This is a genomic window from Pseudomonas sp. MH10, assembly GCF_034353045.1.
Lineage (GTDB): Bacteria > Pseudomonadota > Gammaproteobacteria > Pseudomonadales > Pseudomonadaceae > Aquipseudomonas.
This window is the reverse complement of the sequence record NZ_CP133783.1, coordinates 2366886-2382391: the sequence shown is the minus strand read 5'-3', so window position 1 is coordinate 2382391 and position 15506 is coordinate 2366886. Positions and strand designations below refer to the sequence as shown.

Below are 15506 nucleotides of genomic sequence, written 5' to 3'. Positions count from 1 at the left end.
TCTACCATGTACAAGCTCAGCTTTTTTGTTCCGCCGAGTCATGTGGATGTGGTCAAAAGTGCTGTATTCGCCGCCGGTGCGGGGCGGATCGGCGCTTACGATCACTGCTCATGGCAAGTGCTCGGTCAAGGCCAGTTCCGCCCATTGGACGGCAGCCAGCCGTTTATTGGAGGCACCGGAGAGATCGAGCACGTGCAGGAATGGAAAGTCGAACTGGTCGTGGCAGACGGATTGATCGCCCAGGTGGTGGTGGCCCTGAAACAGAGCCATCCCTACGAAACGCCGGCGTATGAAGTGTGGCGATTGGCTGATTTCTAAATCAGCGCAGAAGCTCGTCGCGGTTTTGGTTTTCTGTGGGAGCGAATTCATTCGCGAAGCAGGCGACGCGGTTTGTCTGATGCACCGTGGCGTGACCTTCCCGAATAAACTCGGTCCCACAGGGTTTCAGCGATCCCCTCATCGCGGCGTTAAACCCTGCGCCAACATCGGCTGTATCGCCTCGCTCAACCCTTGTGCTCGCTCACCGACCAGCACATGCCACACGCCATCTTCCAGACGACTCAATCCCAAACAACCCAGTGCGTTCAAGCCGTTTTCGGCCATTTTCTGACCTGCGCCCAATTGAACGCGTAGCCGGGTGAGGGCGACGCACTCCAGTTTCAATACGTGTTGACCACCCAGCGCCGCGAGCCATTGTTGCGCTTCTAGGCTACTCACCGGTTGTGCCTGGTTTTCGGTACTGACGGCAATGATTGCGGCCGGCTCAAGGGTGGTGGGCAACGCAATTCGCAATTCATCCGCCAGACTGTCCGCCATCGGCCCGACTACCACTTGCAAGCTGCCCGCATTGCCAGGTCGAACGACAGCCATAGCGCCCAGGGCTTTGAGTTCGCTGTCGATGGCCTTGCTGCGGTCTGCCAGTTGCAGGCGTAAACGCGTGGTGCAGGCATCGATGCTCAGTAGGTTAGCCGCGCCCCCTAATGCACGAATATAGGCGCCGGCGCGTTCGCTTTGGGGTATTGCGACGTCCCCGCTGCTCGCCAGTTGTTCGCGCCCTGGGGTTTTCAAATTGAAGCGCCGAATGCAGTAGTCGAACACCAAGTAGTACACCACCGCATACAGCAGCCCCAGCGGAAAAATCATCCAACCATTGGTGGACTTGCCCCAGCCCAGCGCCAGGTCGATGGCGCCGCCGGAAAAGGTGAATCCCAAGTGGATATTGAGCAGATCGGCCAACATCATCGACAACCCGGTCAACAGCGCGTGAATCAGATACAGCAAAGGCGCGAGAAACATAAAGGCAAATTCTATCGGCTCGGTAACGCCGGTCAAAAACGAGGTCAGGGCCATCGACAACAACACCCCACCAATCAACTTACGTTGGTCAGACAAGGCATTTCGGTACATCGCCAAACAAGCCGCCGGCAGGCCGAACATCATCATCGGAAACATGCCGGTCATAAACTGCCCACCATTGGGGTCGCCCGCAAAGTAGCGTGCCAGGTCACCCGTTACTACGCGTCCGGTTTCCGGGTCGGTGAAGGTTCCGAAAACGAACCACACCAAGTTATTCAGGATGTGGTGCAGGCCGGTAATAATCAGCAACCTATTCATGACACCGAAGGCAAAGGCACCCACGCTGCCGCTTTCCAGCATCATTTTACCGAGGCTGTTGATGCCCTCTTGTAACGGCGGCCAGATCAGCCCGAATATCATGCCGAGCACCACGGCGGTTAACCCGGTAGCTATGGGCACGAAGCGCCTTCCGCCGAAAAATGCCAGGTACTCCGGGAGTTTGATGTCCTTGAAACGGTTATACAGCGCCCCTGCGACCAGACCGCTGATGATCCCGGCCAAAATACCCATGTCGATATTCGGGTCCAGCACCTTGAGGGCTGAGACCATCACCAGATAACCAATGGCACCGGCCAACCCCGCCGTGCCGTTGTTGTCGCGGGCGAAACCCACGGCGATGCCGATGGCGAAAATCAGCGCCAGGTTGGCGAAGATCGCATTACCGGCGGCATGGACGATGGCGATGTTCAGCAGGTCGGTATCACCGAGGCGGAGCAATAGGCCGGCGATGGGCAAAATGGCGATGGGTAACATCAAGGCACGGCCAAGCCGCTGTAACCCTTCGATCAAGTGCTGGTACATGGCGGTTCCCCTTGTTGTTGTTGTTGTTGTTGTTGTTGTTGTTGTTGCACAAAAGCGTGGGGCATCGAGTGTCGCTGACACGCCTGACGTACTGCCTGCGCGCTATTCAAGCCGAGCAACGATTGGCTCCAGCGCTGACATTCAGCCATGTTCAATTCACGCACACGTGCCTTGATTTCTCCTATCAAGGGTGGGCTGACCGACAGCTCGCGCACACCCAGGCCAATCAACGCCGCCGTCGCCAGTGGATCGGACGCCAACGCGCCGCACACACCGACCCAACGCTGATGCCGCGCAGCACCAACACAGGTCATTGCAATCAGGCGCAGCAGCGCGGGATGCAGGGCATCGACCCGTGCCGCAAGCCCCGCATGGTCCCGGTCCATGGCCAAGGTGTATTGAGAAAGGTCATTAGTGCCGATAGACAAAAAGTCCGCGTGTTCAGCCAGTTGCTCGGCCAGCAGAGCAGCGGAAGGCACTTCGATCATGACCCCGAGTTGTGCACGGTGTTTGATCCCCAACTCGGCGCTCAACACCTCCAGGCGCTGACGAATGTTCAGCAACTCATCCACTTCGCTGACCATGGGCAGCAGGATTCGGCACCGCTGCTGCGGGCTGACCCGCAGCAAGGCGCGCAATTGTTGGTCGAGAAGTTCTGGACGCAACTGACCGAGGCGAATACCGCGCAAACCCAACACCGGGTTGGCTTCGGCGGGCAGTGGTAGATACGCCAATTGCTTGTCGCCTCCGACGTCAATCGTACGGATGACCACTGGCTTATCGCCCATGGCATCCAGCACGCCCTGATAGGCCGTCCATTGTTCGTGTTCATCGGGCGCCGTGTTGCGATCAACAAACAAAAATTCGGTGCGCAACAAACCCACACCGTCAGCACCCGCCGCGTGAGCCTCAGCAGCATCACCCCGGGAGGCAACGTTGGCGGCCACTTCAATGGTCACGCCATCCAGGGTCATGGCAGGCACATGGGCGTATTGCTGCTGAGTGCGTCGTTGCTGCACTTGGGATTGGTGGTGCTCGATGACGTGATGCAGGCGTTGGGCGCTGGGTGTCAGTTCCAATTGGCCTTGGTCGGCATTGAGGACGACGGTCTTACCCGATTGCTGATCCAGCAACGCAGATCCCAAGGCCACCACGCAGGGCAAGCCTTTGCCCCGCGCCAGAATAGCCACGTGTGAGGTGGCGCCACCTGCGGCCATGCACAGGCCTGCCACAGCATGCTGGCTGAGCATCAGCAAATCCGACGGCGTCAGTTCGTGGGCGACGACGATGGCACCGATGGGAATATCAAGTCGTCGGGCATCACCGAGAAGGGCGCGCAACACCCGTTGGCGCAAGTCGCGAAGGTCGTTGGCGCGCTCGGCCAACAACGGTTTACCCAATGCCTGTAACACGTCGCATTGAGCAAGCAGGGCTTGGCTCCAGGCATGGGTCGCTGCGCAGCCTTGGTCGATGGCGAGTTTGGCGGCATCCAGTAGCCCTGGGTCTTCCAACAGTGCCAAATGAGTGGAGAAAATCGCGGCTTCTTCGTCTTCACCGCGCTGCTCGGCACTGTGCAACGTGCATTGAATATCAGCGCTCACCTGCTGCAGCGCAGTGTGCAGCGCGTGGTGCTGCACACTGGCAACCTGCTGACCCGGCTCGTCCGGCAAATGAACCGCATGCAACCGGAACAACGGACCACTGACCAGTCCAGGCGAGGCGCAGACGCCCTGTAATACGCCTTCCTCAACCGTTGCGTTCAGCGTCACGACCGGGGCTGATGGTCGCCGTGGTTGTTCATGGGCCGACGGGATGGACAAAGCCTTGATCAGTGCCAGCAGCGCGGCCTCACTGTCTTCACCCAGACAGACCACTTCAACTTCATCCTGCTCGGCGATCCCCAATCCCATGAGCCCGACCAGGCTGTTTGATGAGCTGCTTTGCCCGGCGAAATGCAATTCGCTCTGGCTGACAAAACCTTGGGCGGTCTGACGCACCAATGCTGCCGGACGCGCGTGCAAGCCGCCGCTGTGGGCGACACGAACCCGGCCGCGAGCTGGCTCAATGGTAGAACTGTGGCTCGAGTCGAGGGCTGTTTGCGACTGCACTGCGCTGACGTGCAGCAGCGGTTGGCCTACCGTGATCGATGACACACCGGCGACTGGTATCGACCTGAAACGGTCACCGTTAATCAATACCAAGGTGCTGATCAGGCTGGTGGCATGCTGCGCGATGCGGTCGAGGTCCAAACGCAGCAGCGCCTGACCTTCCTCGACGCGTTCGCCTTGCTCCACCAGCACGGTAAAACCTTCACCGGCGAGGGCAACGGTGTCGAGGCCGACGTGCAGTAAAAATTCGGCACCATTGTCCGCACGTAACGTCACGGCATGCAGGGTGCGGGCGATATGCACAACGACCCCGGCACACGGCGCGTAAAGGCATTCGTTGGTTGGGTCAATCGCAATGCCCTCGCCCAAGGCGCCGCTGGCGAACACCGGGTCGGGGACCTGTGACAGTGGCATCACCGGTCCGCTGAGGGGCGCGCTGAGAATCAAATCCTTGTTGTTATGCATGGCGCGTTCTCATTCAGTGAGTGAGGGTGACTTTGCTCAAGTGCCGGGGTTGATCAGGGTCCATGCCGCGGGCCTTGGCCAACTGAGCGGCCATGACGTAGAAACTCTGGATGGCAAGGATCGGGTCCAGCGCGGGATGGGCCGCGCGGCCCAGGGTTAAATCCCGTTGCTCGATATCGTCCGGCGCGGCCAACAACACGCGGGCGCCCTGTTTGCGCATGTCAGCGGCAAAGCTCAACAAACCGGCTTGCTCTGCACCACGCGGGGCGAAAATAAGCAGTGGGTAGTGTTCGCCGACCAGCGCCATGGGGCCGTGCCGCACTTCGGCACTGCTGAACGCTTCGGCTTGAATCGCCGAGGTTTCCTTGAACTTCAGCGCGGCTTCCTGAGCGATTGCAAACCCGGCGCCACGGCCGATCACCAACAACTGTTGGCAGTCACGCAGCGCCTCGACAGCTGGGCTCCAATCCTGTTGAGCGGCTTCACGCAGGTTGTCCGGCAGCGCCAAGCCGGCCGCCAGCAGCGCGTCGTCTTGCTGCCAATGACCGATCAAACGGGCGCTGGCGCTTAGGGTAGCGATGAAACTTTTGGTCGCCGCAACGCTGCGTTCGGCCCCCGCGCACAGCGGCAATACATATTCGCTGGCGGCTTCCAGGGGTGAATGTTCGGCGTTGACCAACGCAATGCTCAAGGCGCCGCGCTCACGTAGGGTGCGCAGGCTGTCCACCAGATCGGGGCTTTGGCCGGACTGAGAAAAAGCGAAAACCGTTTGACCCTGAACATGCATCGGCGAGTGCTGCAAGGTGACCACCGACATCGGCAACGAGGCCACCGGCACACCGGTCAGTTGCATGGTCAAGTAAGCAAAATAGCTGGCGGCGTGGTCAGAACTGCCACGGGCGACGGTCATGATGACCTGCGGTGCCGCTTGACGCAGGCGCTCGGCGACGTGCACCAAGGACCGGTCCAGCGTGCGTAACTGGCGCTCGACGGCATCGCCGGACGACAGGGCTTCTTCAAGCATTTTTGAGTTCAAGTTCAATGGCTTCTCCTTCGACCATAACGGCCTGCACCTTCAGTGAACGATCCAGTTCTACGCAATCAGCCCAGCTGCCGATTTGCAAGCGTCCACGCTCTTCCAGACCTAAATAATCAGCGGGAAATTGTGACAAACGTTGTGATGCCTCAGGCAGCGGCACGCCGATTTTCACCAGATTGCGCAGCGCTTGGTCCATAGTCAGCGTGCTGCCGGCCAATGTGCCGTCCGCCAAACGAACACCGCCCAGGCATTTGGTGACGGTGTGGCTGCCGAGCTTGTATTCACCGTCAGGCATGCCCGCAGCGGCGGTCGAGTCGGTCACGCAGTACAGGCGCGGTATGGCGCGCAGGGCGACGCGCATAGCGCCGGGGTGAACGTGCAGCAGGTCGGGGATTAATTCGGCGTAGTGCGCGTGGGCCAGCGCCGCGCCGACAATTCCCGGCTCTCGGTGATGCAGCGCACTCATGGCGTTGTACAGGTGCGTGAAGCTGGAAGCGCCCGCATCGAGGGCGGCGACACCCTCTTCGTAACTGCCCAGCGTATGCCCCAGTTGCAGCCTGATGCCGCGCTGGCTCAGCTCACGGATCAGTTGCAGATGCCCGGCAATTTCCGGGGCAATGGTGATCACTCGGATCGGTGCCAGGCTCAGGTAATGTTCTATTTCCGACAGCAAAGCGCTGTGGGCGAAATTGGGTTGTGCGCCCAGCTTGCTGGGGTTGATGAACGGCCCCTCCAGATGAACGCCCAATACCCGCGCGGTGCCGGGTGGTCGTTGCACGCAATAATCACCCAGCGCGCCCAACACCTCGGTAAGTTCTTCCGGAGGGGCGGTCATGGTGGTGGCTAATAATGACGTTGTGCCGAAGCGCAGGTGGGTGCGAGCGATGGTGTCGAAGGCGTCACGGCCTTGCATGATGTCTTTGCCGCCGCCGCCGTGAATGTGCAGGTCGATAAACCCCGGCAGCAGGTAAGGCAGGTCATTGGTTTGCGGATCGCAGGGTTGACCCGGGACAGCGGTCACGCGGCCGTCTTGATGCTCAAGATGGCCGAGAATCCAGCCCTTGGGAGTGAGAATGTTGTGATCGGACATCGGTAGCTCCGGCAGTGTGCTTTAACAAAAATCGATCAGTCAGCGCCGAAGTTCGGCGACGAAATCGTAATAGTCGTCACGGCAATAAGTGTCTGTCAGCTCAATGGGCGTGTTGTCGTCGAGGTAGCCGATGCGCGTCATCAGCAGCATGGCGGTGCCGGTTTCGATGCCGACCAGCGCGGCAAACTCGACCGAGGCGTTTATTGCGCGGATGTGTTGTAAGGCGCGCACAACCGGGCGACCGATGCTGTCGAGGTACGCGTACAGCGAGTCACCTACAGCGTGGGGATCGGGTAACAATTTTGCGGGCAGGGTGCTCATTTCGATGGCCATGACGGTGCCATCGGCTTTTCGCAATCGTTTCAGGCGCGCCACGTTATCGGTGGGCGACAGGCTCAAGCGGATCAGCTCATCGTGGGTCGGCAGGGCGATTTCGCGCTTGATCCATTGCGAACTGGGGGTAAAACCTTTCAATCGGAGCATTTCGCTGAAGCTGGAAAGCCGTGATAAGGGTTGTTCCAGGCGTGGCGTGATAAAGGTGCCGGAGCCTTGATGGCGTCGGATCAAACCCTGATCCAAGAGTATTTCCAGCGCTTTGCGTGCCGTGACTCGGGAGATACCGAGGAGTTCGCTCAAGTTGCGTTCGGACGGAAGTGCCTGCTCGGCTTTCCATTGGCCCGCATGAATAGCGGCTTCGATATTGCGAGCGAGCTGTAAATAAAGCGGCGTTGCCTGAGTGTCGTCAGGGCGCAAGGCAAGAATTGGATTCATAGTGAAGCCCGCAGTCGGTATGACTCCAAGCTAATACCACTTGGATACCACGTCAATACCAATCAAAGACCACTTGCCGATGCGAAGTGTCAGACGCAGGGTTTGATCAGGGCCGAATTTCGATCATGGTGCCGTCTTTGACCAAGCTCCAGACTTCGCGCATGTCGGTGTTGTTCATGGCGATGCAGCCATCGGTCCAGTCCAGCGTCTGGAAGTACCATTCGGGGTAGTTCTCATCCACCGGGGTGCCGTGAATCATGATCATGCTGCCCGGATTAACGCCTTCGCGACGGGCGCGGGCCGAGTCGCTGATGTTCGGGTAAGAGATATGCATCGATAAGTTGTAGGCGTCGCTGACCTTGCGCCAGTCCAACCAGTAAAACCCTTCAGGCGTGTGCCGGTCGCCTTCACGGAGCTTTTGCCCCTTGGGGAATTTGCCCAGTGAAACGCGGTAGGTTTTCAGTGCTTCGCCGTGGCTGATCAACTGCAACTGATGGGAAGATTTGAGCACCAGTATCTTGTCGACGGTGCGTTCTGAGATGTCTTGGGTATCGATGACTTTTTGCCCAAGAAACGCCTGCTCGCTGCCCTTGGGAACGATGATCTTGGTAAATTCGGCCTGCGAAAACGACGCGAAGCACAGGCAGAAAGCGGCGAGAAACCAACGCATTGAAACGGTATCCCTGGGTGAGGTAAAAGCGGCCTTCGCGGCAGCGTTGTGAAATCAGGTTTTTTTCGTCGGTTGCGAAGGCAGAATGACTCCTGATCGCACCGGGTAAACCTGCTTGATCCGGTCTGCATAAAAATATTCTAGAGTACGTCTCACGGTCTGGAAAGCCAGCTCTGACCACGGGATCTCGTGTTCTTCGAAGAGCCGCACTTCAAGACTCTCGACCCCAGCCGCAAAATCCAGGCTCACCAGATCGGCACGATAAAACACGTGAACCTGGCTGATGTGAGGCACGTCGACCAACGTGTACAGCGTCATGTTGCGCAACGTCGCGCAGGCTTCTTCGACGGTTTCGCGGCGGGCCGCGTCTTCTACGGTCTCGCCGTTCTCCATGAAACCGGCTGGCAAGGTCCAGAACCCGAGGCGCGGCTCGATGGCGCGGCGACAAAGCAGCACCTGCGTTCCCCAAACGGCTACGGCCCCGGCGACGATATTCGGGTTTTGGTAATGAATGGTCTGACATGTTTCACACACAAAACGCAGGCGACTGTCCCCTTCGGGGATGCGCTGGACGACCGGGTTACCGCACTGGCTGCAAAATTTCATACGGGGCTGGATTCCTGAAAGCAGCCGCTATCTTGGCGCGACGCATCAATGTCGGCAAGTCGCCGGTGTAATTCGCCGGTGCATTTAAGGCCAAGAGCACCGTCAACTTGTCCTACAGGGGCTTGGGCGCTTCGTTGCTTTGGTGCATGATGCCAGGTAAGCAACAGAGCCGAGATCCCCATGCTGGACAAGCTACTTCGCCGCGTAAGCAGTCACATACCCAACACGCTTGAGGCGGGCCCCGGCTTCCCAGAGGCTGCGGTGTTATTGCCCATCACGCGCAGTGAACAACCGGAGTTGATATTGACCCTGCGCGCCAGCGGTCTGTCGACCCATGGCGGAGAGGTGGCGTTCCCCGGAGGTCGCCGTGATCCCGGTGATCCAGACTTGGTGTTCACCGCGTTGCGTGAAGCCGAGGAGGAAATTGGCCTGCCGCCGGGACTGGTTGAAATCATCGGCCCGCTAAGCCCGCTGATTTCAAAGCACGGCATCATGGTCACACCCTACGTCGGGCTGATTCCCGACTTTGTTGAGTACCGGCCCAATGATGGCGAGATCGCAGCCGTGTTCAGCGTGCCGTTGGAGTTCTTCCGTCAAGACACCCGCGAACACACTCACCGCATCGATTACCAGGGCCGCAGTTGGTACGTGCCGTCATACCGGTACGGTGAATTCAAAATATGGGGCTTGACCGCGATCATGATCGTCGAGCTGATCAACGTGTTGTACGACAGCAAAATCAGCCTTCACACACCGCCCGACCGCTTCATTACCTTCGATAGCTAGCGCTTCACCCACGGCCACAGAGCCTTGAGGACCAACAAGATGAAATTCCGCCTGGGCGACTCCCGTGTAGAAACCGATCCTAAAAGTTGGGTCGCACCCACTGCCACGCTGATTGGCAAAGTGAAACTGGAGGCGGGCGCCAGCGTCTGGTTCGGCGCCGTGCTGCGCGGCGACAACGAGCTGATTCATATCGGCGAAAACAGCAATGTGCAAGACGGCACGGTGATGCACACCGACATGGGGTCACCGTTGAACATTGGTAAGGGTGTGACCATTGGCCACAACGTCATGCTGCACGGCTGCACCGTCGGCGATTACAGCTTGATTGGAATAAATTCGGTGATTCTCAATGGGGCGCGGATCGGCAAGCATTGCTTGATCGGCGCCAATTCATTGATTGGCGAGGGCAAGGTCATTCCCGACGGCTCGCTGGTGATGGGTTCGCCCGGCAAAGTCATGCGCGAACTTACCGATGTGCAGAAGAAAATGCTTGAAGCCAGCGCTGCACATTACGTTCATAACGCCCAGCGCTATGCCCGTGATCTGGCGCCGCAGGACGATTGATGAATCCTGAGCGCCGTGTCGCGTCGCCCTGCGTGAGTATCTGTTGCCTGGATGACGCCGATATTTGCCTCGGCTGTCAGCGCACTGTCGAGGAAATCACCGGCTGGAACCGGATGGACAACGCCGAGCGCCGTTTGGTGCTGGGCCTGTGTAACGAACGGGCGCGTGCCAGCGGCATGCTCTGGCAAGTGGGCGCCAAACCGTCGTCTTGATTCGGCGGCTCACTGGTCCGGCCTCAGGCCCTCTGCCGGCCGCTTCGTGGTAAATTGCGCGCCTTTGCTTCTCCCCCGAGTCGTGCGCCACAGCGGGCGAACTCGATGACCTGCTCCACGAGGACCTGAAATGACTCAAATCGGAACGCCACTGTCGCCTACTGCAACCCGTGTAATGCTCTGCGGTTGCGGTGAGCTGGGCAAGGAAGTGGTCATCGAGCTGCAACGTCTGGGCGTCGAAGTGATTGCCGTCGACCGTTACGCCAATGCGCCGGCCATGCAGGTTGCCCACCGTAGTCACGTGATCAACATGCTCGACGGCGCCGCCTTGCGTGCTGTGATCGAGGCGGAAAAACCGCACTACATCGTGCCGGAAATCGAAGCCATCGCCACCGCGACCCTGGTTGAACTGGAGTCCGAAGGCTTCACGGTCATTCCAACTGCTCGTGCTGCGCTGTTGACCATGAACCGCGAAGGCATTCGTCGTCTGGCGGCTGAAGAGCTGGACCTGCCGACTTCGCCCTATCACTTCGCCGACTCCTTCGAGGACTACAGCCAAGCGGTTGCAGACCTTGGGTTTCCGTGCGTCGTCAAGCCGGTCATGAGTTCGTCGGGCAAAGGCCAAAGCCTGCTGAAAACCACCGACGATATACAGAAAGCCTGGGAATATGCGCAAGAAGGCGGCCGCGCTGGCAAAGGTCGGGTGATCATCGAAGGCTTCATCGATTTCGACTACGAAATTACCTTGCTGACGGTGCGTCACATCGGCGGCACGACGTTCTGCGCGCCGGTCGGTCATCGCCAAGAGAAGGGCGATTATCAGGAGTCCTGGCAGCCCCAGGCCATGAGCCCGGCGGCATTGGCGGAATCGGAACGGGTTGCCCTCGCCGTGACCGAGGCTTTGGGTGGTCGCGGTGTGTTCGGCGTCGAGTTGTTCATCAAGGGCGATCAAGTGTGGTTCAGCGAAGTGTCACCGCGCCCGCATGACACGGGTCTGGTAACTCTGATTTCCCAAGACCTTTCGCAGTTCGCGCTGCATGCACGAGCGATCCTGGGTCTGCCAATTCCGTTGATTCGTCAATTCGGGCCCTCGGCTTCGGCGGTGATTCTGGTCGAAGGCAAGTCCACCCAGACCAGCTTTGCCAACCTTGGCGAAGCTCTCAGCGAGCCCGATACCGCGCTGCGTCTGTTCGGCAAACCGGAAGTCAACGGTCAGCGCCGCATGGGCGTCGCCTTGGCGCGTGACGAATCGATTGAGTTGGCGCGAGCCAAAGCCATGCGCGCTTCAAGAGCGGTGAAGGTTCAGTTGTAAGCGGGCGCCGCTTTCCCGAATGAATTTGGTCCCAGAAGGTTGTTTTTCTGTGGGACCGAATTTGTTCGGGAATGACCTTAATACGGTCTATCAGGCAATCGTATCCAGATCCCGTTCCCGGGTTTCTTTCAGGCACAGCACAGCGATCAAGCTGAGCAGTGCTGCCGCGGATACATACCCACCGACCCAGCTTAAACCACCCATTGCTACCAGCTTTTGCGCGAAAAACGGTGCCGCGGATGCGCCGACGATGCCGCCGAGGTTGTAGGCCGCTGACGCGCCGGTATAACGCACGCGAGTCGGAAACAGTTCGGGCAGCAGTGCCCCCATTGGCGCGAACGTTACGCCCATCAAAAACAACTCGATGCACAAGAACAGCGCGACGCCGCCGGTCGTGCCGTGGGTCAGCAGTGGTTCCATGGTGAACCCGGAAAGTACCGCCAGCACACCGCCAACAATCAACACCGATTTACGTCCGAAGCGATCACTGGCCCAGGCGGATAAGGGCGTGGCAGCGGCCATGAACAGCACCGCGAAACACAGCAAGCCAAGGAACGTCTCACGGCTGTAACCGAGAGACGCCACGCCGTAGCTCAAGGAAAACACCGTTGAGATATAGAACAGCGCGTAACACACCACCATCGAAGCAGCGCCGAGCAGCATTGGCCGCCAGTAGTGGCGGAACAGTTCAGCGATCGGCAATTTGACTTGCTCATGACGGGCGATGGCATTGGCGAAAACTGGTGTTTCTTCAAGCTTCAACCGCACATAGAGGCCGACCATCACCAGTAATGCGCTGAGCAGGAACGGAATGCGCCAGCCCCATGAACGGAACTGTTCGTCGGAGAGGGTCATGGCCAGGGTCAGGAACAGCCCGTTCGCTACCAGAAAGCCAATTGACGGGCCCAGTTGGGGAAACATGCCGAACCAGGCGCGCTTGCCCTTGGGCGCGTTCTCCGTGGCGAGCAAGGCCGCACCGCCCCATTCACCGCCAAGCCCCAGGCCTTGGCCGAAACGCAGCACGCATAACAGCGTCGGCGCCCAGAAACCAATGGTGGCGTAGCCCGGCAACACGCCGATCAGGGTGGTGCAGACGCCCATCAGCAGCAGCGAGGCGACCAGGGTCGATTTACGCCCGATGCGATCACCGAAGTGGCCGAACAGCGCCGAGCCCAGTGGTCGTGCCAGAAAGGCGATACCGAAGGTCAAGAATGCTGCCAGCATTTGCGCCGAGCTGGAGGTCTGCGGAAAGAATACCGGGCCGATCACCAGTGCTGCAGCGGTGGCGTAGACGTAGAAGTCGTAGAACTCGATGGCGGTGCCAATGAAGCTGGCAATGGCAACACGTCCGGCCGAGTTGGCCGGTTTGACGACGGACGAGTCGTCAGTAAACCTCATAGAACTGGTCATGCAGGTGTCCCCGATGAAATTTTTATTGTTGTAAGGCTGCGTGCTGGGTACGGCATTTTAGTACAGCGCCAGGCAGAGGCGCGACGGGCTAGACCACTGCGCGAGTCATGCCGTTGTGCCACATCATCACACGAGTGACACGATTGTCCTCGGTCTCGAGAATTTCCAGTCGGTACGGCCCAATTTTCAGGCACACCGAACTTTCCGGAATGGTTTCCAATGCTTCAGTCACGAGGCCGTTCAGGGTCTTGGGTCCGTCGGACGGCAAATGCCAGCCCAGAATCTTGTTCAGCTCACGAATCGAGGCGGCGCCTTCAATGACCAGGCGGCCATCGGCTTGCGGATGGATGTGGGGGTTATCCAAATCCTGTTCGTTTTCAAACTCGCCGACGATTTCTTCGAGAATATCTTCCAGGCTGACAATGCCTTGAACCTCGCCATATTCATCCACTACCACGCCAAGCCGGCGCTGTTGCTTGTGGAAGTTCAGGAGTTGCAACTGCAACGGGGTGCTTTCTGGTACGAAGTAGGGTTCGTAGCACGCGGCTTTCAGGTCTTCTTTGGTGAGCTTGGCCGTTGGCAACAAATGGCTGATCTGACGGGTGTTAAGCACGCCCTCAACCTGATTGATGTCGTTGTGGTACACCGGCAGCCGCGTGTGGCGAGAGATGATCAATTGTTCGATGATGCGCTCAATGGTGTCATCCAGATTGACCCCGTCGACTTCGCTGCGCGGCACCAGGATATCGTTGACGGTAATGCTGTCCAGCGCATGAATCCCGGAGATCACGTGTGAGCGCGCTTGATGCTCCTGCGCGCCGTCGTGAAGCATGACAGCGAGGGGGATTTCATTGTCGTCTGCTTTACGGATATTCGGTTTGTCGGTGACGCCGAAAGGGCGCAACAACCCGTCGGCAATGGCCGAAAACAGGTATGCCAGCGGGTAGAGCAGCTTCATGGGTAGGCGCAAGACGCTGTTGCCCAGCATCAAGATGGCATCCGGGTAACGTGCCGCCAGCTTGCGCGGCATGAACTCGGCGAAGATGAGCAGGCCACTGCTGACCAGTATCCACGCCAGCGTCGGACCGTTGAAGTACCAGAAATTCAAGGCCAGCAGCGTGCTGATGATCGTGATCAGCACTTTGATGAGGGTATTGCTTAGAATCAGGCTGGCAGGCTTGAACGCCAGTTTCGGTTTGCTGGCGTCGGTGCTGCGACCGCTAGGGCGCGATGCCTTCAAGTGCAGCGCTGCGCTTTCCACAGCGGTTAGCAGGCCGCACCACAACAGCAATAAAACCAATACGCCAAGCATTGGGCCGATGGGCAGGTTATTCATGATTCGAGTGCCCGTCAGATGTGCAGAATGAATTCGCGTACCAGCTTGCTGCCGAAAAACGCCAGCATCAACAAGCAGAAACCGCCCAAGGTCAAACGAATAGCCTTATGACCGCGCCAGCCGAGGCGATTGCGTCCCCACAACAGCACGCTGAACACCAGCCACGCCAGGCAGGCGAGCAGTGTTTTGTGCACCAGATGTTGAGCGAACAGGTTCTCGAGGAACAGCCAGCCCGAGATAAGGGACAGCGACAGCAGGATCCAACCCGCCCACAGGAAACCGAACAGCAGGCTTTCCATGGTTTGCAGTGGCGGGAAATTTTTGATCAGGCCCGATGGATGCTTATGCTTGAGGCGGTGATCTTGCACCAGCAACAGCAAGGCCTGTAACACCGCGATGGTGAACATGCCGTAAGCCAGAATCGACAGCGCGATGTGGCTCAGAATGCCAGGTTCTTCATTGATGATCTGTACCGTGCCACTGGGGGCGAATTGACCGAGCAGCGCGGTCACGAGTCCTAGCGGAAACACCAGCACCAAGAGGTTTTCCACCGGGATTCGCGCGCAGGCGATCATCGTCACAACAATGATGGCGATGGCGATCATGCTGGCGGCGCTAAAAAAATCCAGCCCCAAGCCGATCGGCCGGATCAATTGGGAATAAAGGGCGACCGTGTGTGCGAGCACCGCAAAGGTGCCAAGCAGGCAAAGCAGCCGTTTATCGGCCTTGGCGCCTTGCTTCAAACGAAGCGCTTGATAGAGGGTCGCAGCGGCATATAGACAAGCGGCGGCGAGGCTGGGTAGCAGACTGGGTGGCAAGGGGAGCATAAATCCTGTTAGGCAAGCCCGAAAGGCGCTGAGTTTCGCATAGAACTGACATTTGACGAAAGACTACAGAAGCAGACTCCATGGTGTCCGTCCAGCAGAGTCTTCGCTATAATCCGCCACCTGCTCAAGTCGCAGGCTCGTCGAAGGCTATTT

The 15506-nt window shown here is 58.7% G+C and carries 14 protein-coding genes and 1 pseudogene; 5 read left to right on the top strand and 10 right to left on the bottom strand.

Annotated elements, in window-relative coordinates; all coding sequences use genetic code 11:
• Window positions 1-6 precede the first annotated feature (6 nt).
• On the top strand, window positions 7-318 hold the full coding sequence (locus RHM59_RS10655) for a YqfO family protein (RefSeq protein WP_322286532.1): 312 nt from the start codon (window positions 7-9) through the stop codon (window positions 316-318).
• A gap of 138 nt (window positions 319-456) precedes the next feature.
• Here RHM59_RS10655 and nagE read toward each other — a convergent pair whose 3' ends face one another.
• From nagE to RHM59_RS10620, 7 genes and pseudogenes are all read right to left on the bottom strand, one after another.
• Window positions 457-2157, bottom strand: a complete 1701-nt coding sequence (nagE, locus tag RHM59_RS10650) for an N-acetylglucosamine-specific PTS transporter subunit IIBC (protein WP_322286531.1) — start codon at window positions 2155-2157, stop codon at window positions 457-459.
• Complete coding sequence (gene ptsP / locus RHM59_RS10645; RefSeq protein ID WP_322286530.1) at window positions 2142-4730, bottom strand: phosphoenolpyruvate--protein phosphotransferase; 2589 nt, start codon at window positions 4728-4730, stop codon at window positions 2142-2144. The genes nagE and ptsP overlap by 16 nt, the downstream gene beginning before the upstream one ends.
• A gap of 13 nt (window positions 4731-4743) precedes the next feature.
• A complete protein-coding gene (locus RHM59_RS10640) occupies window positions 4744-5766 on the bottom strand; it encodes an SIS domain-containing protein (protein ID WP_322170773.1) in 1023 nt (340 codons plus the stop codon).
• On the bottom strand, window positions 5747-6859 hold the full coding sequence (gene nagA / locus RHM59_RS10635) for an N-acetylglucosamine-6-phosphate deacetylase (protein ID WP_322286529.1): 1113 nt from the start codon (window positions 6857-6859) through the stop codon (window positions 5747-5749). The genes RHM59_RS10640 and nagA overlap by 20 nt, the downstream gene beginning before the upstream one ends.
• A gap of 39 nt (window positions 6860-6898) precedes the next feature.
• Window positions 6899-7630, bottom strand: coding sequence for a GntR family transcriptional regulator (locus tag RHM59_RS10630; protein ID WP_322286528.1), 732 nt, complete (start codon window positions 7628-7630; stop codon window positions 6899-6901).
• A gap of 106 nt (window positions 7631-7736) precedes the next feature.
• A pseudogene (locus RHM59_RS10625) lies at window positions 7737-8153 on the bottom strand (L,D-transpeptidase family protein); the annotation flags it as partial.
• A 201-nt stretch (window positions 8154-8354) separates the two neighbouring features.
• The gene (locus RHM59_RS10620; protein ID WP_322286527.1) at window positions 8355-8906 is read right to left on the bottom strand and encodes an NUDIX hydrolase; all 552 of its coding nucleotides are present in this window, start codon (window positions 8904-8906) and stop codon (window positions 8355-8357) included.
• A gap of 180 nt (window positions 8907-9086) precedes the next feature.
• Between RHM59_RS10620 and RHM59_RS10615 the strand changes: the two genes are divergently transcribed.
• The 4 genes from RHM59_RS10615 to purT all read left to right on the top strand — a co-directional run bounded on the left by RHM59_RS10615 (window position 9087) and on the right by purT (window position 11780).
• Complete coding sequence (locus RHM59_RS10615; protein WP_322286526.1) at window positions 9087-9692, top strand: CoA pyrophosphatase; 606 nt, start codon at window positions 9087-9089, stop codon at window positions 9690-9692.
• A gap of 39 nt (window positions 9693-9731) precedes the next feature.
• A complete protein-coding gene (locus RHM59_RS10610; protein WP_322167998.1) occupies window positions 9732-10256 on the top strand; it encodes a gamma carbonic anhydrase family protein in 525 nt (174 codons plus the stop codon).
• The gene (locus RHM59_RS10605) at window positions 10256-10468 is read left to right on the top strand and encodes a DUF1289 domain-containing protein (protein ID WP_416194758.1); all 213 of its coding nucleotides are present in this window, start codon (window positions 10256-10258) and stop codon (window positions 10466-10468) included. The genes RHM59_RS10610 and RHM59_RS10605 overlap by 1 nt, the downstream gene beginning before the upstream one ends.
• Window positions 10469-10598: 130 nt before the next feature.
• Window positions 10599-11780, top strand: a complete 1182-nt coding sequence (purT, locus tag RHM59_RS10600; RefSeq protein ID WP_322168000.1) for a formate-dependent phosphoribosylglycinamide formyltransferase — start codon at window positions 10599-10601, stop codon at window positions 11778-11780.
• Window positions 11781-11870: 90 nt separating this feature from the next.
• Here the strand turns inward: purT and RHM59_RS10595 are convergent, their stop codons facing one another.
• The 3 genes from RHM59_RS10595 to RHM59_RS10585 form a co-directional block, all read right to left on the bottom strand.
• On the bottom strand, window positions 11871-13178 hold the full coding sequence (locus RHM59_RS10595; protein ID WP_416195092.1) for an MFS transporter: 1308 nt from the start codon (window positions 13176-13178) through the stop codon (window positions 11871-11873).
• Window positions 13179-13278: 100 nt separating this feature from the next.
• Entirely contained in the window at window positions 13279-14526 is a 1248-nt protein-coding gene (locus RHM59_RS10590) for an HlyC/CorC family transporter (RefSeq protein WP_322168002.1), read from the bottom strand.
• 14 nt (window positions 14527-14540) lie between these two features.
• Window positions 14541-15353 carry a cytochrome C assembly family protein gene (locus RHM59_RS10585; RefSeq protein ID WP_322168003.1) on the bottom strand — a complete coding sequence of 271 codons (813 nt, stop codon included), beginning with the start codon at window positions 15351-15353 and terminating at the stop codon, window positions 14541-14543.
• Window positions 15354-15506: the final 153 nt, after the last annotated feature.